14 protein-coding genes are annotated in these 20,197 nt (G+C 65.1%); 8 read left to right on the top strand and 6 right to left on the bottom strand.

Features of this window, described 5'->3' with window-relative positions:
- Positions 1-732, top strand: a 732-nt coding sequence (locus EOA79_RS08155; RefSeq protein ID WP_128292958.1) for an MOSC N-terminal beta barrel domain-containing protein, incomplete at its 5' end; no start/stop codon positions are given.
- Positions 733-743: 11 nt separating this feature from the next.
- On the opposite strand, the gene EOA79_RS08150 is transcribed toward EOA79_RS08155, so the two are convergent.
- From EOA79_RS08150 to EOA79_RS08140, 3 genes are all read right to left on the bottom strand, one after another.
- Positions 744-2,012, bottom strand: coding sequence for a cyclopropane-fatty-acyl-phospholipid synthase family protein (locus EOA79_RS08150; protein ID WP_127335685.1), 1,269 nt, complete (start codon positions 2,010-2,012; stop codon positions 744-746).
- A gap of 408 nt (positions 2,013-2,420) precedes the next feature.
- On the bottom strand, positions 2,421-3,839 hold the full coding sequence (locus tag EOA79_RS08145) for a pilus assembly protein (RefSeq protein WP_095824163.1): 1,419 nt from the start codon (positions 3,837-3,839) through the stop codon (positions 2,421-2,423).
- Positions 3,840-4,140: 301 nt separating this feature from the next.
- Positions 4,141-5,010, bottom strand: a complete 870-nt coding sequence (locus EOA79_RS08140; RefSeq protein ID WP_067324945.1) for a transglutaminase family protein — start codon at positions 5,008-5,010, stop codon at positions 4,141-4,143.
- A gap of 187 nt (positions 5,011-5,197) precedes the next feature.
- Here EOA79_RS08140 and EOA79_RS08135 point away from each other — a divergent pair, with 187 nt between their 5' ends.
- On the top strand, positions 5,198-5,863 hold the full coding sequence (locus EOA79_RS08135) for an HAD-IA family hydrolase (RefSeq protein ID WP_067324943.1): 666 nt from the start codon (positions 5,198-5,200) through the stop codon (positions 5,861-5,863).
- 102 nt (positions 5,864-5,965) lie between these two features.
- Here the strand turns inward: EOA79_RS08135 and EOA79_RS08130 are convergent, their stop codons facing one another.
- A complete protein-coding gene (locus EOA79_RS08130) occupies positions 5,966-6,175 on the bottom strand; it encodes a DUF1674 domain-containing protein (protein ID WP_067324941.1) in 210 nt (69 codons plus the stop codon).
- A gap of 105 nt (positions 6,176-6,280) precedes the next feature.
- Here EOA79_RS08130 and htpX point away from each other — a divergent pair, with 105 nt between their 5' ends.
- The 4 genes from htpX to purH all read left to right on the top strand — a co-directional run bounded on the left by htpX (position 6,281) and on the right by purH (position 12,256).
- Positions 6,281-7,294, top strand: a complete 1,014-nt coding sequence (gene htpX, locus EOA79_RS08125; RefSeq protein WP_095824165.1) for a zinc metalloprotease HtpX — start codon at positions 6,281-6,283, stop codon at positions 7,292-7,294.
- A complete protein-coding gene (locus tag EOA79_RS08120) occupies positions 7,285-8,670 on the top strand; it encodes an RsmB/NOP family class I SAM-dependent RNA methyltransferase (protein WP_245307539.1) in 1,386 nt (461 codons plus the stop codon). The genes htpX and EOA79_RS08120 overlap by 10 nt, the downstream gene beginning before the upstream one ends.
- Before the next feature lie 148 nt (positions 8,671-8,818).
- On the top strand, positions 8,819-10,543 hold the full coding sequence (locus EOA79_RS08115; RefSeq protein ID WP_095824166.1) for a heparinase II/III family protein: 1,725 nt from the start codon (positions 8,819-8,821) through the stop codon (positions 10,541-10,543).
- A 96-nt stretch (positions 10,544-10,639) separates the two neighbouring features.
- The gene (purH, locus tag EOA79_RS08110) at positions 10,640-12,256 is read left to right on the top strand and encodes a bifunctional phosphoribosylaminoimidazolecarboxamide formyltransferase/IMP cyclohydrolase (RefSeq protein WP_095824167.1); all 1,617 of its coding nucleotides are present in this window, start codon (positions 10,640-10,642) and stop codon (positions 12,254-12,256) included.
- 177 nt (positions 12,257-12,433) lie between these two features.
- Here purH and EOA79_RS08105 read toward each other — a convergent pair whose 3' ends face one another.
- Both EOA79_RS08105 and EOA79_RS08100 read right to left on the bottom strand, forming a co-directional pair.
- Positions 12,434-13,810, bottom strand: coding sequence for an MFS transporter (locus EOA79_RS08105; protein WP_095799959.1), 1,377 nt, complete (start codon positions 13,808-13,810; stop codon positions 12,434-12,436).
- Positions 13,811-14,060: 250 nt separating this feature from the next.
- A complete protein-coding gene (locus EOA79_RS08100) occupies positions 14,061-18,857 on the bottom strand; it encodes an NAD-glutamate dehydrogenase (RefSeq protein WP_127334907.1) in 4,797 nt (1,598 codons plus the stop codon).
- Between the two features lie 125 nt (positions 18,858-18,982).
- Here EOA79_RS08100 and EOA79_RS08095 point away from each other — a divergent pair, with 125 nt between their 5' ends.
- Entirely contained in the window at positions 18,983-19,546 is a 564-nt protein-coding gene (locus EOA79_RS08095; RefSeq protein WP_127239475.1) for a peroxidase-related enzyme, read from the top strand.
- A 192-nt stretch (positions 19,547-19,738) separates the two neighbouring features.
- A complete protein-coding gene (locus EOA79_RS08090) occupies positions 19,739-20,062 on the top strand; it encodes a hypothetical protein (RefSeq protein ID WP_127215287.1) in 324 nt (107 codons plus the stop codon).
- Positions 20,063-20,197: the final 135 nt, after the last annotated feature.

Below are 20,197 nucleotides of genomic sequence, written 5' to 3'. Positions count from 1 at the left end.
GCACTCGGCACCGTCAGCCAGCTATGGCGCTATCCGGCGAGCTCGCTTGCCGGCGAGCGGCTGGACGCCATCTCCGTCGGCACGTCGACTGTCGACGGCGACCGGCTGTTCGGCCTGGTCGATGCGTCGGATGGCGAGATCGCCAGGCCGGACCGCGGACCGAAATGGCACAAGGTGCCGCTGATTCGCACCCGGCTGACCGAAGACCGCCGGCTCGAAGTGGCCGTGCCCGGCGGCGACTGGCTGCCGGCGCCCGACCCGGAAAGCGACTGGGTTCTTTCCGGATTTCTTGGCTTCGACGCCTCGATCCGGCCTTACTTCCGCGAGCACGCGCCGGGCTATGCCGGCCCGCTCACGGCCGAGCGATACAGCAGGACGCCGATCCATCTGCTCACCACCGCCTCGCTGGCGCGGCTGAAGGCGCTGCATCCGCAAGGCGTGCCAGATTCGCGCCGCTTTCGCCCCAACATCGTCGTCGACATGGAGCCGGTCGAAGGCTCCTTCCCGGAGACGGAATGGCTCGGCCGCAAGCTCGCGATCGGCGATCTGTTGCTCACGATCTCCGAGCCCTGCCGCCGCTGCGGCTTCACCATCATCGCCCAGGACGGCTTCGACAACGACCCCGGCATCCTGCGCAACCTGGTCCGCTACAACGCCCACAATATCGGCGTTTATTGCACCGTCGACCGGCCGGCACGCGTCGAGATCGGCGCGGAAGTGCGGTTCGCCTGACCTGCCTGTCCCTACCGGTACAAATCTTCACGCGTCGGCGGCAGGCCGCTTGGTCCCCGCGCGCGCTTGGTGGCGACGGTCTGGAAAATCTGCGCCGAGGCGCGTTCGAAGGCGATCGAGCAGCCGGTGAGATAGAGCAGCCATAGCCGCGCTTTCGCCTCGCCGACCTCGGCGATCGCCTCGTCGAAGCGCGCATGGAGACGCTCGGCCCACAGCCGGCAGGTGCGCTGATAATGCTCGCGAAGGTTCTCGACATCATGGACGAGGAAGCCACGCGCCTCGAGATTGCCGAGCGTCATGCCGATCGTGTCGAGCTCTCCGCCTGGGAAGATGTATTGGATCAGCGCCTTGTATTCCGGGCCCTTGCGCAACGTCTTGCGGATGTCGCCCTTGCTGCGCCTGGTGATGGCGTGGTGCAGATAGACGCCGCCGGGCTTGAGCAGACGATGGACGGCCGAAAAGTAGGCGTCGTGATTGGCGATACCCAGATGCTCGAACATGCCGATGGACGATATCTTGTCGAATGCGCCGCAGAGCTCGGCGTAGGATTTGATCTCGATGGTGATGCGGTCCTCGAGACCCTCGGCGCGGATGCGCTCGCGGGCAAGCTGCGTCTGGGCCCGCGACAACGAGACGCCATGGCCGACGACGCCGTAATGCTTCGCTGCATGGATCAGCATCGCGCCCCAGCCGCAGCCGATATCGAGCAGCCTTTCGCCGGGCTTCAGCCTGAGCTTGCGGCAGATATGGTCGAGCTTGTCGACTTGCGCCTGGTCGATGCCGTTGGCGAAATCCTTGAAATACCCACAGCTATAGACCATGCGCTCGTCAAGGAAGAGCCGGTAGAAGGCATTCGAGATGTCGTAGTGATGCTGGATCGCTTCCTTGTTCGACCCGCTGACATAGGGGTTGCCGCCGGAGAGGTCGCTGCGCGCCGTCATCTGTTTTCGCGAGAACAGCACCACCGGCAGGTCGCGCAGGATCTCCAGCTTGGGCAATGATCTGAGCTTCGTCTTGAGCCTGCCCTGCGAGGGCACGGCGTAGAAGTCGAACAGCGTGCCCTCTTCGATGTCGACGGTCTTGGAAATCCACATCTCGACAAGCGTCGAGAAGGCAGGACGCCGCACCAGTTGCCAGACGATGTCCTGATCGTTGATGGCAAGCACCGGACCGCCGGCGGGCCCGATCCGCTCGCCGGTCCAAAGCCTGACCGCAAAACCCGGCTTCAACGTCTCGACGACCCTGCGTACGATCCGCGCGGCTCTGTCGGCGGCGTCCATTCCCACCTCCCAATAGGCGAACCCCGCCCTCGAGCGCCACTGTCGTCCACCGGCCCGTCGACCGCAATCCCGATCTGTTGCGCAAAAGCATCGCGCGAGGATGATCCTCGCCCGATGCACGGCCATTCCGTAGCGTCATCTTGTGTTTTGCCGCGACGCACCCCATCATTTGGCTGTGTTCAACAAATCGAAAGGAGGTGATCCGATGTCGAGTGATTTCGTTTTCCATAACGTGAGCTCAGCGGATTGCACTTCCGGGAAGCAGTCTTCCCGTTAAGGCGCGAGACGCGCGGCAGGTGACCCGAAGGGGTCGCCGCCAGGGGCCGCGTCATGGACGGAAACACGGAAGGCCGCCTGCTTCGTCAAGAAGCGGCGGCCTTTTCCTTTTCTCGCGGCCTGCCCTGTGGATCAGCGATTGATGGTGAGCTTCTCGATATTGCGGGTGATCTGATCGAAGGCATCTGACAGTTCGGTGCCCGTGGCGGCCTCGTAAAAATGCTTCAGCGACGACGTGTCGTCGGTCGCACAGTCCTTCAATACGGATCTCGCTTGATCCCTCTCGGTCGTCGTCATCGACGGATCGTTGAGATCGAAGCCGATGGTGAAAACCTCTATGCCGTCGTGCTTCATATTCTCGCAAATGGCTTCGGCATTGGCGCGCGACCTCCGGCCCTCGTCGTCGGACGCGGACGTGCCGCGCCCGCGGGCAAAGGCGGTGTTGAACTGGCCATCCGTCATCAGGATGGCGATCTTTGCCACTTTCTTCGGATCGAAATTCGCCGGACCCGCGCCCAGGCGGGCATCGGCGATGGCCGAACGCCAGGACGGCGAAAGCATGTAATAGCCCCATTGCGCGGCAATCCCACCTGCCGTCACGCCCGCAGCTTGGAAATGACCGATGGCCGTGAGCAGCGTGTTCTGATCGGCCGTCAGCGGAACCAGAGCCGCGGATGGACACACTTTCATGCGGTAGTCGCGGTTGACTCTGGCCTGATAGGTCCTGCCATTGTTGTCCTGCCTCAGCGTATACGGGCCATCCGACGAATAATCGGCATAGCCGTCCTTGTCCTTGCGCTCGGTGGCGCATTTGTCAGGCGCGGTCGTCACGGAAATGGAAAGCGGCGCATCGATCGGCGGCGGCAGCTTCGGTCCGGCCGACGTCTCGACGAAGACGGTGTCGGCGAGGCCGCCAGTGTTGACGGCCTCGGCATAGGGGACGATCGCCACCCGGACCCGAGGCTCGCTGGGATCCCGGTTCTGTCCCAGGAGATCCTTGACCGTCTGCGACGCGGCCGCCTGCAGGTCGCCGATCTTATTGGTCTTGGCGCGCTTGTTGGCCGCCATGGAGCCGGTGATGTCGAGCATCAGCGCCACCTCGATCTTCTTGTCTGAATAGAGCGCGGTGGTCGAGGCGCCGACACGCTGCATATCGCCAACGCTGAACAGCGGAAAATAGAGGCCGACATCGGCATGCGCATTCACCTGCACGGTCTTCGATGTCCTGTCGATGGTGAGCTTGTCGAGCACGATCTGTTTGGCCTGCAGGATGCCGGCCGCGCTGTTGGCGTCGAGAAATGCCTGTACCGACGCGTCGGCATCGGCTTCCTTGATGACACCAAGGGTGAGATCGCGTGCCGTCGAAGTCACAGCGGCATCGACGACGCTCTGCAGACTCGATCTCGCATTGTAGACCTGCGCGATATTGACTGCGAATCCCACCCCCAGCGCCAGCACCGATGCGGCAGCCCCAAACAGAACCGCGAAATTGCCTCCGCGATCCCGCGCAAAGCCGTCCACCCCACGAGCGAGACCTTTCAACTGCCGCATCCTCACCCCCGCCTGCTGCGGCTTCGGTGCCGCTCAACGGAAGCGCTGCAGGATTTCGGCCAGACACGGCCACCCTTCTGTTCGAAGGCGCGGAGCGACAGTTAACTCATTGTTTTTGCTGGAACACGGCAGACAGGAAGTTGAATGGCGGGTAAATGGAAACACAATAGGGAAATGCCGTTCATAAAGCGCTTACCATGAGTGGCGGAGCCATTGCGGCCCTTCCCGCTTCGGCACAGTGCGCCCTGTGCCAAAGCGGGTCAGCGCTGGTGCTGGCGCCGCAGTGAAACAGCCGCCTAGCTTACGCGAGCATCTGGGCGCTCGCGGTCCTGTCGATGCCGTGATGCGGCGGCTTGAACAGATTGCCTTGCTGCTCATAGGTCCACACCTTGAACAGGGTAAGCCGATGCGGGCCGAAGCTGTGCAGCAGCGGCACGTCGGTGGCGTCGCGGCCGCGCGCGATCACGACGCGGCCGATCCTTGGACGATTGTGGCGCGGATCGAACGCGTACCATTTCCCGTCAAGGAACACTTCCATCCAGGCTGAGAAATCCATCGGCGCCGGATCGGCCGGCACGCCGATGTCGCCGAGATAGCCGTTCACATAGCGCGCTGGAATGTTCATCGCGCGGCAGAGCGCTATCGCGAGATGCGCGAAGTCGCGGCAAACGCCGACGCGCTCCTCATGCGCCTGCGCCGCCGTGCGGGTGGCGCGGGCATAGCCGTAGCCGAACGAAAGCCGGCTATGGACATAGTCAACGATCGCCTGCGCGCGCGCCCAGCCGGGCGGCAAGTGGCCGAACAGCTCCCAGGCGAGGTTGCTGAGGTGATCGGTTTCGCAATAGCGGCTGCCGAGCAGGTAGACGAGCACCTCGTCCGGGAGGTCCGCCACCGGCATTTCGCGCGCCAGCGTGTTGATCTCGTCGGCCTCGCCGCTGTCCTCGACCACCCCATCAAAGAGGATGCGGAAACCGCCGGCCGGCGCCGTGAAGCGGCGGCAGATATTGCCATGGCTGTCGCGATAGGTGGTCGTCGGCACCGAAGGCGAGGTGAGAAAGCGAGTCTGCCGCTTGATGTCGGCATGGCGATCCGGGTGGATGTCGAGAAGCGCGATGATCGGCGTCGCGGCATCGCATTCGATGGCGATTTCGTAGCCGAGCCTGATCAGCATCACTTCCCCTTGTTGGTGGTCTTGCCCTTGTTGGTGGTCTTGCAAGACTGGTTGGAGAACGCCGCAATGAGGAGCGTTGTTCCGGCGGCGAGTCGAAATGCCGGCATGCGCCTTTGCAGGCTCCGCTTCGGAGGTTAGGATAGCGGTGCGTTTCGCGCTCCCCGAAAACGATTCCCCAGGATATCCGATGTTCCCAGGCAGAAAGTTCGCCGCTTTCCTTTTCGACATGGACGGCACGGTCCTCAATTCGATCGCCGCGGCGGAACGCGTGTGGACCAAGTGGGCTCGCCGTCACGGCCTCGACGTCGCGAGCTTCCTGCCGACCATCCACGGCAAGCGCGCGATCGAGACCATCGCCGCGCTGAAGCTTCCCGGCGTCGATCCCGTCGTGGAAGCCGATGCGCTGCTCGAGGCCGAGGCGGCCGACCTCGAGGGCATCGTTCCCATTCCGGGTGCTGTGGCGTTTCTCAAGTCGCTGCCGCCGGAGCGCTGGGCGGTCGTCACCTCGGCGCCGCGGGAACTCGCGCTGCTGCGTATGGCGGCGGCCGGCATTCCGGTGCCCGCCATCATGGTCTCGGCCGAGGACGTCACCCGCGGCAAGCCGGCGCCCGACTGTTTTCTTTTGGCGGCAAAGCGTCTCGGCGTCGAGGCGCGCGATTGCCTCGTCTTCGAGGATGCCCCGGCCGGCATCGCCGCGGGCGAAGCCTCCGGCGCCTCGGTGATGGTGATCAGCGCCACGCATGTCCATCCGGTCGTGACGCAGCACGCCAGCATCGCCACCTACGATGCGCTCGGCGTCGCCACTGACGACGATGGCTGGATGATCATCGAGCCGCAGCGCGACGCGGCCTGATGCATGTCGCGGTGTGCAGCGGTTTTGCGAAGACGACAGCACGAACAATGACTTAAAGCGCGTCGCCTGAATCCGCTTCAGCGCGACGCGCCTTGAGTGTCATTAAAAATCAGTGGCCAGACCCTTCACCTCCCAGTCGCCGTAGCGCCCGGGTTCCTTGCCGCCGCGTCCGCCGAACTCTTTCGGCAGGCGGGCTTCCGCCTCGCGGTATGCCTTCCGCCTGGCTTCCGCTTCCGCCAATGCGCGTTGCGCCTCAGGCGACAGCGTCCTTTGCGGCTTGGCGCCTTCGGTTTTGTTGGGTTGATCGGTCATGCGATGCTTCCTGCCGATTGAAACGGGGACCGGCCTTTCCCATCATATAGCCATGACAATGGCAGGATCGACCCCTATTCGCCACCACGCCAGACGGAAGAGACGATGAATACGCTTCGCACCGCCATGCTCCTTGCTGCGATGACCGCGCTGTTCATGGGCGTCGGCTTTCTGATCGGCGGCACCGGCGGCATGGTGATCGCCTTGCTGTTGGCCGCCGGCATGAACCTGTTCAGCTACTGGAATGCCGACAAGATGGTGCTGTCGATGAACCGCGCCATCGAGGTCGACGAGAGGAACGCTCCCGAATATTATGCGATCGTTGAGGCGCTGGCCAAGCAGGCCGGCCTGCCGATGCCGAAGACCTATCTGATCGACAGTCCGCAGCCGAACGCCTTCGCCACTGGCCGCAATCCCGAAAACGCCGCTGTAGCCGCATCGACCGGCCTGCTGGAGCGGCTCAGCCACGAAGAGGTCGCGGCGGTGATGGCGCATGAACTCGCCCATGTGCAGCATCGCGACACGCTTACCATGACGATTGTCGCGACGCTTGCCGGCGCGATCTCGATGCTCGGCAATTTCGCCTTCTTCTTCGGCGGCAGCCGCGAAAACAACAATCCGCTGGGCTTCGTCGGCGTGCTTGTCGCCATGCTCGTTGCGCCCTTTGCCGCCATGATCGTGCAAATGGCGGTGAGCCGCACCCGCGAATACGAGGCCGACCGGCGCGGCGCCGAAATTTGCGGAAATCCGTTGTGGCTCGCCTCGGCGCTCGACAAGATCGCGCGCGGCGCCGAGCGCATTCCCAATCCGGATGCCGAGCGAAATCCGGCGATGGCACATCTGTTCATCATCAATCCGTTGCACGGTGAGCGCATGGACAATCTGTTCTCGACCCACCCGAGCACAGAGAACCGCATCGCCGCCCTGCAGCAGATGGCGCGCGAGATGAGCGGTGCCGCCCAAGCCGCGCGGCGCGAAGCCCCTGCGCCAGGCCAGCCGGACGAGCCGCAGGCAGGACCATGGAGCCAGCCGGCCGAGCCGGAGCGGCCGAAGCGCAATCCCTGGGGTCGCAACCCGACCGGCCCCCGCGGCACAGGATCCAAAGGTCCGTGGTCGTGAGCGGAGCGAAGCGCCGACCGCAAACCCAAGGCAGAGGTGACGCAAGTGCGAGCGAAACGGTCGCCGGCCTCGCGGCGCGCAAGGCGGCCGCCCGCCTGCTTGCCGCCGTCATCGATGCCCATACCCCGCTCGACGGCCTGACCGACAACGAGCACGGCCACCCGCAATACAAGGCGCTCGACCAGCGCGACCGCGCATTGGTGCGCGCCATTCTGGTCACGGCGCTGCGCCACCGCATGACCATTGCCGGACTGCTTGCAAGGCGTCTGGAAAGGCCGTTGCCGGCCAACGCCACCGTGCTCTCGCACATCCTGCACGTGGCCGCCGCGCAGATCCTGTTTCTCGACATCCCCGACAGCGCCGCCGTCGACCTCGCCGTCACCCACGCCAAGTCCGACCCACGCACGCTGCGTTTCTCCGGTCTCGTCAACGGCGTGCTGCGCTCGCTGGCGCGTGCCAAGGGCGCCGAGCTGGCGCCGACGCTCGCCGCGACGACCGAGGCGCCCCAGTGGTTCGCAGACCGACTGGCCACAGCCTATGGCGCCGCCAGGGCGGAGGCCATTCTTGCTGCCCATCGCCATGAGGCTCCGGTCGATTTCACCGTTAAAACCGACCCTTCGCTCTGGGCGGAGAAGCTGGGCGGCATCGTGCTGCCGACCGGCACGGTGCGCGTCGAGAAGCTGCAGACCGGCGTCACCGATCTGCCCGGCTTCGCCGACGGCGCCTGGTGGGTGCAGGATGCGGCGGCAGCCCTGCCCGCGCGCCTTTTCGGCGCCATCGAGGGACAACGCATCGCCGATCTTTGCGCCGCGCCCGGCGGCAAGACGGCCCAGCTGATCCTCGCCGGCGCGAACGTCACCGCCGTCGACAGTTCAAAGAACCGGCTGGCCAGGCTGGGTGAGAACCTAAAACGCCTCGGCCTTTCGGCCGAACTGGCGCACACCGACCTGCTCGACTACCGGCCGGCGGAGCCGTTCGACGCCGTGCTGCTCGACGCGCCCTGCTCCTCGACCGGCACCGTGCGCCGGCATCCCGACGTGCCGTGGACCAAAACCATGGCCGATGTCGAGAAGCTCGCCACGCTGCAGCGGCGCCTGCTCGCTCACGCCGTCACTCTCGTCAAACCGGGCGGACGGCTCGTCTTTTCCAATTGTTCGCTCGACCCGATCGAGGGCGAGGAGCTTTATCGCGTCTTCCTTGCCGGAACTCGCGGCGTGATCGCCGATCCGATCCAAGCGGGTGAATTCGCCGGCCTCGATCCCTTCCTCACGCCCGATGGCACGCTGCGCACCACCCCCGCCGATTTGGTGCTGAATTCACCGGGGGTTTCGGGGCTCGACGGCTTCTTTGCCGCCCGGATGAGAAGGACGATTTAGGACGTTATTGCATAAATCTTGCCGACTTTTTTAGCGATGCCCAGGTCATGGCCGCGTGAAGGGGTTCACTTCGTGGAAATCCGCCTTCGCATAAGTTCTTGAATCATATAAGCTTGTGCTTAGGGGCTGACGACTATCAGGAGGGGTTTTGGCACTTGCTGCCGGCAGCACGACGCGTCTTTGGACGCTTGTCGCGAGGGAGTTCTGGCGCAAAACGCGCCGGCGCCTTCGTGCCGGTCCTATCTATCGCTGGCGTTATTCCGGCCGCACGCCCGAGCGCGTCCTCATCGCGCCGCCAGATCTGAAGCTTGCCGACCCGCAGATCGCGCTCGAAATCTACTATGGCCGCTATCCGCTGTCCGGCCACATGGTCGAGACCGGCGGCAAATCGCCTTTCCAGATCAATGTGCCCAACCGCGGCTGGCAAAAGTCGCTGCACGGCTTCCGCTGGCTGCGCCATATGCGCGCCGCAGGCACCGAGCTCGCCGCCGCCAACGCTCGCGCCCTGGTCTCGGACTGGATCGTCATGCACGGCAACCAGATATCGGGCGTTGCCTGGGAGCCTGGCACGACAGCCAAGCGGGTGATTGCCTGGCTCCAGCATTCCTCGGTCGTGCTGCAAGGCGCCGAATTCCCGTTCTACCGCGCCTTCCTCAAATCGCTCGCCATGCAGATCCGCTATCTCAGATCGATGGCGCGCGAGATGCCGGACGGCAAGGACAGGCTGCGCGCTCGCATCGCGCTCGCCTTCTCCACCCTGTCGCTGCCCGCGCCGGCCTCGGCGCTGCGCGCCGCCACGCGCAACCTGGCCGAGGAGCTCGACCACCAGATCCTGCCGGACGGCGGTCACATCTCGCGCAACCCGATGACGGTGCTGGAATTGCTCGCCGACCTTCTGCCGTTGCGCCAGACCTATGCCAACCAGGCGGAGGCGCCGCCGCCGGCGCTGATCAACGCCATCGACCGCATGCTGCCGGCGCTGCGCTTCTTCCGCCACCAGGACGGCAGCCTTGCCCGCTTCAACGGCATGGGCGCCACCATCCACGATCGCATCGCCACCATCCTGCGTCATGACGACACGGTCGGCGCGCCGCTGCTGCACGCGCCCCATTCCGGCTATGAGCGCCTGTCGATGGGCGGCGTCACGGTGATCGCCGACACCGGCCTGCCGCCGCCTGTCGACATCTCCAACGCGGCGCATGCCGGCTGCCTCGCTTTCGAGCTTTCTTCCGGGCGCCAGCATTTCATCGTCAACGCAGGCATCGATACCTATGGCGCGGCCGAATTCCGGCCGCTCGCCCGCGCCACCGCCGCGCATTCGACAGCCACCGTCAACGACACGTCCTCGGCGCGCTTCAGTCACTCGTTGCGGGTCAGCGACCTGCTCGGCTCGCCGCTGATCGGCGGCCCGCAGCATGTGCCCTGCAAGCGCATCGACCAGAAGGGTGTGCAGGGCTTTGTCGCGCGCCACGACGGCTATGCCGCGCGCTTCGGCTTGCTGCACGAGCGGGAGCTGAAGCTGGCGGAGAACGGCAATGTGCTGACCGGCCGCGACCGCTTCCTTCGCCCCGGAGGTGCGGCGATCCGCAACAATGGCCGCGACTTCGTCACCGTGCGCTTCCATATCCATCCCGACATCGGCCTGCTGCACGACGAGCAGGGCCGCCTGACCCTGGCGGCCTCCCAGGGCGACACCTGGGTTTTCACTTGTGCCGAAGTGGCGCCGGAAATCGAGGAATCGATCTATTTCGCCGGGCTCGGCGGACCGCGCCGCAGCCGGCAGATCGTGCTTGCCTTCAAGGCCTCGGAGATCGCCGAGGTGCACTGGCAGCTGACGCGCGCCGCCGTCGCCGGCTATCCCGAGAACAACTGATTCGCGGCCAAGGAACCCGAGTTGCGCGCTTGATTTCCGAGCCTCATATGCTACGGCCCGCGAACGTTCCCAACCAGCCTTGAAAGGCCGCCAGCCATGGCCGTCCCCGCCAAGAACATTCCGGCGCCCGACCTCGTTCCGATTCGCCGCGCGCTGCTTTCCGTTTTCGACAAGACCGGTTTGATCGACTTTGCCAAAGCCCTTGCCGCCGCCGGCGTCGAGCTGGTCTCCACCGGCGGCACCGCGAAGGAGATCGCCGCGGCCGGCCTGGCCGTACGCGATGTTTCGGAGCTGACCGGCTTTCCCGAGATCATGGACGGCCGCGTCAAGACCTTGCATCCCTCAGTGCATGGCGCCCTGCTCGGCGTGCGCGACGACCCAGAGCACGCCAAAGCGATGCACGACCACCACATCCAGCCGATCGACCTCGTCGTGTCCAACCTCTACCCGTTCGAGGAGGTCCGCCGCTCTGGCGCCGGCTACGCCTCGATCGTGGAAAACATCGACATCGGCGGCCCGGCGATGATCCGCGCCTCGGCCAAGAACCACGCCTATGTCGCCATCGTCACCGACCCTGCCGACTATGCCTCGGTGCTCAACGCGCTCGAGATGAATCTCGGCTCGCTGTCGCTCGATTTCCGCAAGAAGCTGGCGGCGAAGGCCTTTGCCCGCACCGCGACCTACGATGCGGCGATCTCCGGCTGGTTTGCCGACACGCTCGAAATCGAGCATCCGACCTGGCGCGCCTTTGGCGGCCGTCTGGACCAGGTGATGCGCTATGGCGAGAACCCGCATCAGGGCGCCGGCTTCTATCTCTCCGGCGACAAGCGCCCGGGCGTCGCGACCGCCAGGCAGCTGCAGGGCAAGCAGCTTTCCTACAACAACATCAACGATACCGACGCCGCCTTCGAGCTGGTCGGTGAATTCGATCCGACCCGGTCAGCGGCGATAGCCATCATCAAGCACGCCAACCCGTGTGGCGTCGCCGAGGGCGCGACGCTGAAGGCGGCTTACGCCAAGGCGCTGGCCTGCGATCCGGTCTCGGCCTATGGCGGCATCGTCGCCATGAACCGCATGCTCGACGCCGAGGCAGCGGAAGAGATCGTGAAGACCTTCACCGAGGTCATCATCGCGCCCGATGCCACCGATGAGGCCGCGGCGATCATAGCGGCGAAGAAGAACTTGCGCCTTCTGGTCACCGGCGGTCTGCCCGACCCGCGCGCCGACGGCACGGTCGCCAAATCGGTCGCCGGCGGGCTGTTGGTGCAAAGCCGGGACAATGCGGTGGTCGACGACCTCGAGCTCAAGGTGGTGACGAAACGCGCGCCGACTCCGGCCGAGATGGCCGACCTTAAATTTGCCTTCCGCGTCGCCAAGCACGTCAAGTCGAATGCCATCGTCTACGTCAAGGAGGGCTCGACCGTCGGCATCGGCGCCGGCCAGATGAGCCGCGTCGATTCCTCGCGTATCGCCGCCCGCAAGGCGCTCGACGCTGCCGAGGCGGCTGGCCTGGCCGAGCCGCTGACCAGGGGTTCGGTCGTCGCTTCCGACGCCTTCTTCCCCTTCGCCGACGGCCTGCTGTCGGCCATCGAGGCCGGCGCCACGGCCGTGATCCAGCCCGGCGGCTCGATGCGCGACGAGGACGTGATCGCCGCCGCCGACGAGCACGGCATCGCCATGGTGTTCACCGGGGTGCGGCACTTCAGGCATTGAGTGCCCTTCTTCCCTTCTCCCCTTGTGGGAGAAGGTGGATCGGCGCTTAGCGCCGAGACGGATGAGGGGTGTTCCAGCTTGGCAATGCGCTTGAAATTGCCGCCGCCTCATTCCGTCCAGCACCCCTCATCCGTCGCCTTCGGCGACACCTTCTCCCACAAGGGGAGAAGGAGAGCGCTATTCCACCGGCTTGTCTGCCGGATATGGCGTCCTGACCAGGATTGCCATGCCGAGGCCGAGGAACAGCGCGATCACCGCCATGCCGAGCCGTGCCGAGCCGCTGGCCAGCGTGATCGTCGACACCAGGAACGGCGCCAGGAAGCTCGTTGCCCTGCCGGCCAGCGCGTAGATGCCGAAATAGCGGCCGGACTCGGCGGCCGTGACGCTGCGCGCCATGTAGGAGCGCGAGGAGGCCTGGACCGGCCCGAAGGCGAGTCCGATCAGCAGGCCGTAGAGGATGTAGGCCTTTTCGGCCGCGGTGCCGAAGAGGCCGCCGGAATCGGTGGTGGGCAGCTGTATTAGGCCGAGCAGCGTGAAGCCTGGCCCGGTCGACACGACGCCGATCGTAGCCAGCAAAAGCAGCATCAGCGCAATCATCACCACGGCCTTCGATCCGAGCGCGGTGTCGAGGCGCGCGGCGATCCAGCAGCCGAAGATCGCGACGACGTTGAGGATGATGCCGAACATGCCGATCTCGGTGATCGACCAGTTGAACATGCCGGCGGCAAAGGTGCCGCCGAGCGCCAGGAGCGCGTTGACGCCGTCCTGATAGATCATGCGGGCGACGAGGAAGCGGAAGATGCCGACGCGCTTGCGCACCTCGAAGAGCGTGGACTTCAATTCCGACAGGCCCTCCCGCACCGCCGGGCCCATTGAAAGCCCCTTGATGGCGTCCGGCGTGAAGATGAACATCGGCAGGATGAACAGGAAGTACCATCCGGCCGACATCGGCCCGGTGAAGCGCGCGTCCTCGCCGAGCTTAGGATCGAGCCCGAACAGCGGGTCGAGGCCGATGATCGTCTTGCCGGTTTCCAGATTGCCGGCCAGGAACAGCACCACGAAGATCAAGGCCACCATGCCGCCGAGATAGCCGAGCCCCCAGGCGATGTTGGAGATCTTGCCGATGTCCTCCTTGGGCACTAGGCGCGGCATCATGGAATCGTTGAAGACGGTGGAGAATTCCGCGGCCACAGAGGCGAGCGAGAAGAGCAGCACGATCAGGAACAGGCTGGAGCCGGGCGCGGCGAACCAAAGCAGCGTAAGGCTGATGATCTTGACCGCCGCGAAGGAGGCGATCCATGGCTTGCGCGGCCCGGTCTGGTCGGCAATCGAGCCGAGCACCGGCGAAAGCACCGCGATGACGAGACCCGCGGCAGCGATGCCGTAGCCCCAGGCAGCCTGCCCGGTTGTGGGGTCGCTCGCCATGCGCGAGACGAAGTATGGCCCGAAGATGAAGGTGGTGACGACGGTGAAGAAGGGTTGCGCTGCCCAGTCGAAGAACATCCAGCCCCAGATGCCGCGCCCCGTTGCCCGCTGCACTGCTACTTCGGCCATGTCCCCTCCGGCATCGTCCGCTTGCCCCGCGCCCCGCGCATGTCTGCATGTTTTCGGGCGGCGATGCAAATGAACAAGCACGGCGCCGCCGCTCATTGGCTTGCGCGTTTCCACTCCGCGTCAGCGGGAACAAGAGCGCCGGCCGCGACCTCTTCCTTATGGGGAGATCGGACCTCAGGTCCGGATGGGGGTGGCGCCGAGCCCCGCCCCGCTGCTTCGCAGCGACCTCCCCGCAAGGGGCAGGGTAAACCTACATCCCCGTCAGGTCGCTCATCAGGCCGGACGCCACCGACAGCCGAGACACGGTGATGTCGCCGGCTTCGGTCAGCGCCTGCAGCCTCTCGCGGATTCGCCCGACCTGCTCGCCGCCTGCTTCCAGCCAGGCCGCCACCGGATCCACCGCCTGGCCGTGGGCGGTGAGCGCCGCGACCGCGATGCCGCGCCTTGCGGCGCCGATCGTGTCGGTCGCGCGCGACAGCGCCAGCTGGTCGTAATAGTCCGGCGGCATGATCGAGCGCGCGGCCTCCTCGACGCGAGGGATGCGAAAAGCGTCGCTGACGGCGAAGAAGGCCCTAGCGGCGCTGACGATGTCGGCATTGGCCGTGCGTGCGGTGAGCGCGATGTCCGGGATCAGGTCGCTCACCTCGGCCAGCGCCAGCTTTTCGGCAAGTTTGTCGGGCGCGCCGCCCTCAAACAGGTCATGGCGCCGCGCCTCGATCCGCTCGCGTGAGAAGGCCGGCAGCAGCGAGATGAGCTTCGGCTCCAAAGACTTGCGCGCTTCCTGCAAGTCGGCGATGCGCTGGCCGAGCGGTGCGGAGGAGAGGTCGTTCTTCAGGTACCAGCCGCTGGTCATGAAGATGAGCCGGCTGACTGCCTGGTAGAGATCGAGCTGCGTCTGGCCGTCGATCTGGTTGTCGAGGGCATCGATCTCCTTGTAGAGCCAAGGCAGCGCGAAACCGTCGCGCACCAGGGCGAAGGTGCGCACGACGGCGCCCGCTGTGCGGCCCGTGGCTTCCTGCAGCCGGTTGACGAAAGACGGCCCGCCGCGGTTGACGAGATCGTTGGCGACGACGCGCGCGATGATCTCGCGCCGCAGCCGGTGGGCACGGATCTCGCCGGCGAATTTCTTCGCCATCCGCTCCGGGAAATAGCCCATCAGATCGCGGTCGAAATGCGGATCGTCCGGCACGTCGCTGGCGACGATGTCGGAGAAGAGCACGATCTTGGCATAGGCAAGCAGCACGCCGAGCTCGGCCCTGGTCAACGGCTCGCCGCGAGCCTCGCGCTCGGCAAGCGCCGCCGGCGAAGGCAGCGTCTCGACGGCGCGGTCGAGCAGGCCGCGCGCTTCGAGCGCCGTCATGAAGCGCGCCTGGTGCGCGATGTCGGCCAGCCCGCGCTTGCGCGCCAGCGACAGCGCCAGCGTCTGCTGGTAGTTGTTGGAAAGCACCAGCGTGCTGACCTCGTCGGTCATCTCGGCAAGCAGCTTGTTGCGCGCCGGCCGCGCCAGCGAGCCTTTGCGCATGGCCGACGCCAGCGCGATCTTGATGTTGACCTCGACGTCCGAGCAGTTGACGCCGCCCGAATTGTCGATGGCGTCGGAATTGCAGCGGCCGCCCTTCATACCGAACTCGATGCGCGCCCGCTGCGTGACGCCGAGATTGGCGCCCTCGCCGATGACCTTGGCGCGCACGTCGAGCGCGGTGACTCGGATGGCGTCGTTGGCGCGGTCGCCGACATCGGCATTGGTCTCGCCGGAGCCCCGGACATAGGTGCCGATGCCGCCGAACCACAAAAGATCGACGGGCGCCTTGAGGATGGCGTTCATGATCTCGACCGGCGTTGCCGTGGTCTTGGCGAGGCCGATCGCAGCGGCCGCCGCCTGCGGCAGCGTTATCGACTTCAGGCTGCGCGAGACGATGACGCCGCCTTCCGACAGCTTTGACTTGTCATAGTCCTGCCACGACGAGCGCGGCAGCGCGAACATGCGCTGGCGCTCGGCCAGCGAGGCCGCCATGTCCGGGTCGGGGTCGATGAAGATGTCGCGGTGGTCGAAGGCGGCGATCAGCTTGGTTGCCGGTGACAGGAGCATGCCGTTGCCAAACACGTCGCCCGACATGTCGCCGACGCCGACGACCGTGAAGGGCTCGGTCTGGATGTCGCGGTTCATCTCGCGGAAATGCCGCTTCACCGCTTCCCAGGCGCCCTTGGCGGTGATGCCCATCTTCTTGTGGTCGTAGCCGGCCGAGCCGCCGCTGGCGAAGGCGTCGTCCAGCCAGAAATTGTGCGTCTCCGAAATGGCGTTGGCCGTATCGGAGAAGGTCGCCGTGCCCTTGTCGGCGGCAACGACGAAATAGGGATCATCCTGGTCGCGCCGCACCACGCCGGCCGGCGGGATGATGCCGTCGACACCGATATTGTCGGTGATCGAAAGCAGGCTGGAGACGAAATTCTTGTAGGCCGAAGTGCCGGCCTCGAAGATCGCGTCGCGGCCGGCGCTCATCGGCAGTTTCTTCGGATAGAAGCCGCCCTTCGCGCCGACCGGCACGATGACCGCGTTCTTGACCTGCTGCGCCTTGACCAGACCCAGCACCTCGGTGCGGTAGTCCTGGGCGCGGTCAGACCAGCGCAGGCCGCCGCGCGCCACCGGGCCAAAGCGCAGATGAACGCCCTCGACCTCCGAGCCGTAGACGAAGATCTCGCGCCAGGGGCGGGGCGCCGGCAGCCCGTCGACCGCCTGCGAATCCAGCTTGATCGCCAGCGACTGTCCTTTGTCTTTCGTATCGGCAACGAAATGATTGGTGCGCAGCGAGGCTTCGATCAGGTTGAGATAACGACGGATGATGGTGTCGTCATCAATGTTGGGCACCTCTTCCAGCGCGTCCTTGATCTTGGCCTTGAGGTGCTTGGCGGCGACCACGCCCTCGGTCTCGGCCGTCGGGCCAAGGCGGGCAACGAACAGCTGATGCAGGCCGCGCGCGATCTCCGGATAGCGGTTGAGCGCGGCGGCGATGAAATCCTGGCTCTGCGGGATACCGGCCTGCTGCAAATAGCGGCCGTAGGCGCGCAGGATCGTGATTTCGCCCGACCAGAGACCCGCGGTCTGGGCAAGGCCGTTATAGCCGTCATTGTCGACGTCGCCGCGCCAGACCGACAGGAAGGCATCCTCGAACAGCGCACCGTCGCCGAGGTCGATCGGCTTGCCGTAGCTGTTCTCCAGCTCCATGTCGTGGATGAACACCATGCCGGAGGCTTCGTCGCCAACCTCGAAGGTGCGCTCGCTGATGACGCGGAAGCCGATATTCTCCAGCACCGGCACGCGCCGCGACAGCGCCACCGGACTGCCGTGGTGATAGATCTTCAGCGCCGCCTGGTGCGGCTTCTGGTCGGCATGGCGGTAATAGTCGATGGCGATTGGATTGGCCGCATCGATCCTGGCGATGCGTCCTGCATCGGCCAGCGCCACGGCCGGCGAGAACGAATCGCGATAGCTTTCCGAAAAGCGCGAGGCAATTGCCGTAAGCGTTGCATCGGCGCCCGATTCCGACACTGCTTCGCGCAGCGCATCGTCCCAGGTGCGCACGATGTCGCGGATCGCTGCCTCTATCGTTGCCGGCTCGACCTTCGGCGTCTTGCCGCCGGAGCGGCCGATGATGAAATGCACACGCGCCAGCCCGCCTTCTGGGAAGGCCGGATAATATGCCGACAGCCGGCCCTGAAATACTGTCTTCAGGTAGGTGCCGATCTTCTCGCGCACGACGCTGTCGTAGCGGTCGCGCGGCACGAAGACGAGAATCGAGACGAACCGGTCGAACTGATCGACCCGCACCAGCGCCCTGACGCGCGGCCGTTCGATCAGTCCGAGGATGGCTTCGGCGTGCTTCCTGAGGATCGGCACCGGAACCTGAAACAGCTCGTCGCGCGGATAGCTCTCCAGCACGTTGATCAGCGCCTTGCCGGAATGGTCATGTGGATTGAAGCCGGACTTGGCGATGACCGTCTCGGCCTTCGAGCGCAGATAGGGGATCTTCATCACCGAACGCGTGTAGGCGGTCGAGGTGAACAGGCCTACGATGCGCAGCTCGCCTGAAAGCACGCCCTTGGCGGTGTAGGTTTTGACGCCGATATAGTCGAGATAGATGCGCCGGTGCACCAGGGACTTGGCATTGGCCTTGGTGACGATCAGCGGTTCCGGCCCATGCAGGAAGGCGCGGATCTCCGGCGTTGTCGACACCGCCTCGGTGCCGCGCCTGAGAACCAGGACGTCGGGATCCGCGAGGATGCCGAGGCCGGGTTTGTCGGCGCGCTCCAGCATGCCGCTCTTCTCGCCGCCGGTGTAGTTGAACTCGCGCATGCCGAGGAAGGTGAAATTGTCGTCTCGCAGCCATTCGAGGAAGGCGATCGCCTCGGTGACATGCGCCTTGTCGAGCGGCACCGGCGCGTAGCGGAATTCCGAGATGGCCTGATCGAGCCGGGCAAGCATCGGCTTCCAATCGGCGACGGCGGCGCGCACCTGGTCCAGCAGCTTCTTCAGGCGGCCGGCCAGGGCTTCGGCCTGATCCGCCGAAAGGCGGCCGATATGGACGTGGACGACGCTCAGCCGGTCATGGCTGGTTTCGCCCTTGACGGAGCCGCCGTCTCCGAGGATCTCCTCGATGCCGCTCTTGCCGTGCCGGACGACGATGACGGGATGGGTGACCAAAAGCGGCTCGCCGGCGCTCTCGGTGATCTCGCCGAGGATGGAATCGAACAGGAACGGCATGTTGTCGTTGACGACGGTGATGACCGTCATCGGCCGGCCCTGGCGCGTCACGCCGGAATCCACGTCTATGGCAATGATGCAATCGCCCTTTCTGTGCCTGGCGACCGCCCGGCCGGCGAGATCGGCGGCGCGTTCGAGGTCGGCGACGTCATAGGCGGCGATGTCTTCGGCCGGCGTGCGGGCGAGGAGATAGTCGGCGAGCCTGCCGGGCTTTTCGCCTGCCCTTGCCGCGCCTCCTTTTGCCGGACTGGTTTTTTTCGGCTGGCTTGCGGTTTTCAGGCTGGCCATGATGTGAAGTCCCTCCCGTCACATGCTTTTGGGTCTATGGTAGCAGATGAGCGCTATTTGGCGACAAAGGTTTGACGACGCTTTAAGAAAATCGAACCGACGCTCACCCTGCGAGGAGAACGGATATGACCGACAGGATTACGGCGCTCGACCTGGCCCGGGCGGAGCTGAGCGAAGCGACGAAGGCTTATTTCGCCAAATGCGAGGAAAAGCTCGGCCTCGTGCCCAACGTGCTTCTGGCCTACGCCTTCGACGAGAAGAAGCTGCGCGCCTTCACCGACATGTACAACGACCTGATGCTGGGCGAGTCCGGCCTGTCGAAGCTGGAGCGCGAGATGATCGCGGTCGCCGTTTCCTCGATCAACCAGTGCTACTACTGCCTGACCGCGCATGGCGCGGCGGTGCGCCAGCTTTCCGGTGAGCCCGCGCTTGGCGAGATGATGGTGATGAATTTCCGCGCCGCCGGCCTGCCCGAGAGGGAGACGGCGATGCTGGAATTCGCGGTCAAGCTGACGGAGGAGCCGGCCAAGATCGTCGAGGCCGACCGCTCCGCGTTGCGACAGGTGGGCTTCAGTGATCGCGACATCTGGGACATCGCCTCGACTGCCGCCTTCTTCAACATGTCGAACCGGGTGGCCGCCGCGGTCGACATGCGACCGAACCCCGAATACCACGCCATGGCAAGGTGAGGCTCACCGGCCTCACATTAGCAACGTCGAATTTCTCGTTGCCCGCCCCGCCGTTTGGGTCGATGATCAACGATTGCGGTTAGCCCGCATATCGGATTGCGGCGTAGCCGCATATCGGATTGCGGCATAGCCGCATACCGCCAGGCGGCGCTGCCGCATCCCGGCTCGACGCTGCCGAAAAGGGAGGAGAACATGGCGAAATTTCTCTATGTCTATCACGGCTCCGGCAAGATGCCGACCGACGAGGCCGAGCGCAAAGCCGCGATGGATGCCTGGACCGGCTGGTACGACAAGCTGGGTTCGGCTGTGATCGACGGCGGCAATCCTGTCGGCATGTCGAGAACGGTGCTGCCCGGCGGCGTGGTCGAGAACAATGGCGGCAGCAATCCAACCGCCGGCTACACGATCGTCGAAGCGAAGGATATCGACGATGCCGTCGCCAAGGCAAGGGATTGTCCGATCCTGATGAACCCGGCCTTCAGCGTCGAGGTCGCGCCGATCATCGAGATGATGTAGCGCCAAAGCGCCCGAAGGTCGTCACAGTGAAACACGGCGGGCGGCATACTCGTCTTGCCCGCCCGCCGTCGCACGGCTAGAAGAGCCGATCCTTCCCGATTTCGAGTTTCACTTTGCCTCAGTAAACGCCGGTCT

Source organism: Mesorhizobium sp. M1A.F.Ca.IN.020.03.2.1, assembly GCF_004023205.1.
In the GTDB taxonomy this organism is placed as follows: domain Bacteria; phylum Pseudomonadota; class Alphaproteobacteria; order Rhizobiales; family Rhizobiaceae; genus Mesorhizobium.
Note: the sequence above shows the minus strand (reverse complement) of the source record. Positions and strands in the feature narration are given on the sequence as shown.

Excerpts from the sequence above, each read along its gene's own strand:
- EOA79_RS08150 (WP_127335685.1), bottom strand. The coding sequence starts at position 2,012 with ATGGACGCCGCCGACAGAGCCGCGCGGATCGTACGCAGGGTCGTCGAG.
- EOA79_RS08145 (WP_095824163.1), bottom strand. The coding sequence starts at position 3,839 with ATGCGGCAGTTGAAAGGTCTCGCTCGTGGGGTGGACGGCTTTGCGCGG.
- EOA79_RS08140 (WP_067324945.1), bottom strand. The coding sequence starts at position 5,010 with ATGCTGATCAGGCTCGGCTACGAAATCGCCATCGAATGCGATGCCGCG.
- EOA79_RS08135 (WP_067324943.1), top strand. The coding sequence starts at position 5,198 with ATGTTCCCAGGCAGAAAGTTCGCCGCTTTCCTTTTCGACATGGACGGC.
- EOA79_RS08130 (WP_067324941.1), bottom strand. The coding sequence starts at position 6,175 with ATGACCGATCAACCCAACAAAACCGAAGGCGCCAAGCCGCAAAGGACG.
- htpX (WP_095824165.1), top strand. The coding sequence starts at position 6,281 with ATGAATACGCTTCGCACCGCCATGCTCCTTGCTGCGATGACCGCGCTG.
- purH (WP_095824167.1), top strand. The coding sequence starts at position 10,640 with ATGGCCGTCCCCGCCAAGAACATTCCGGCGCCCGACCTCGTTCCGATT.
- EOA79_RS08105 (WP_095799959.1), bottom strand. The coding sequence starts at position 13,810 with ATGGCCGAAGTAGCAGTGCAGCGGGCAACGGGGCGCGGCATCTGGGGC.
- EOA79_RS08100 (WP_127334907.1), bottom strand. The coding sequence starts at position 18,857 with ATGGCCAGCCTGAAAACCGCAAGCCAGCCGAAAAAAACCAGTCCGGCA.
- EOA79_RS08095 (WP_127239475.1), top strand. The coding sequence starts at position 18,983 with ATGACCGACAGGATTACGGCGCTCGACCTGGCCCGGGCGGAGCTGAGC.
- EOA79_RS08090 (WP_127215287.1), top strand. The coding sequence starts at position 19,739 with ATGGCGAAATTTCTCTATGTCTATCACGGCTCCGGCAAGATGCCGACC.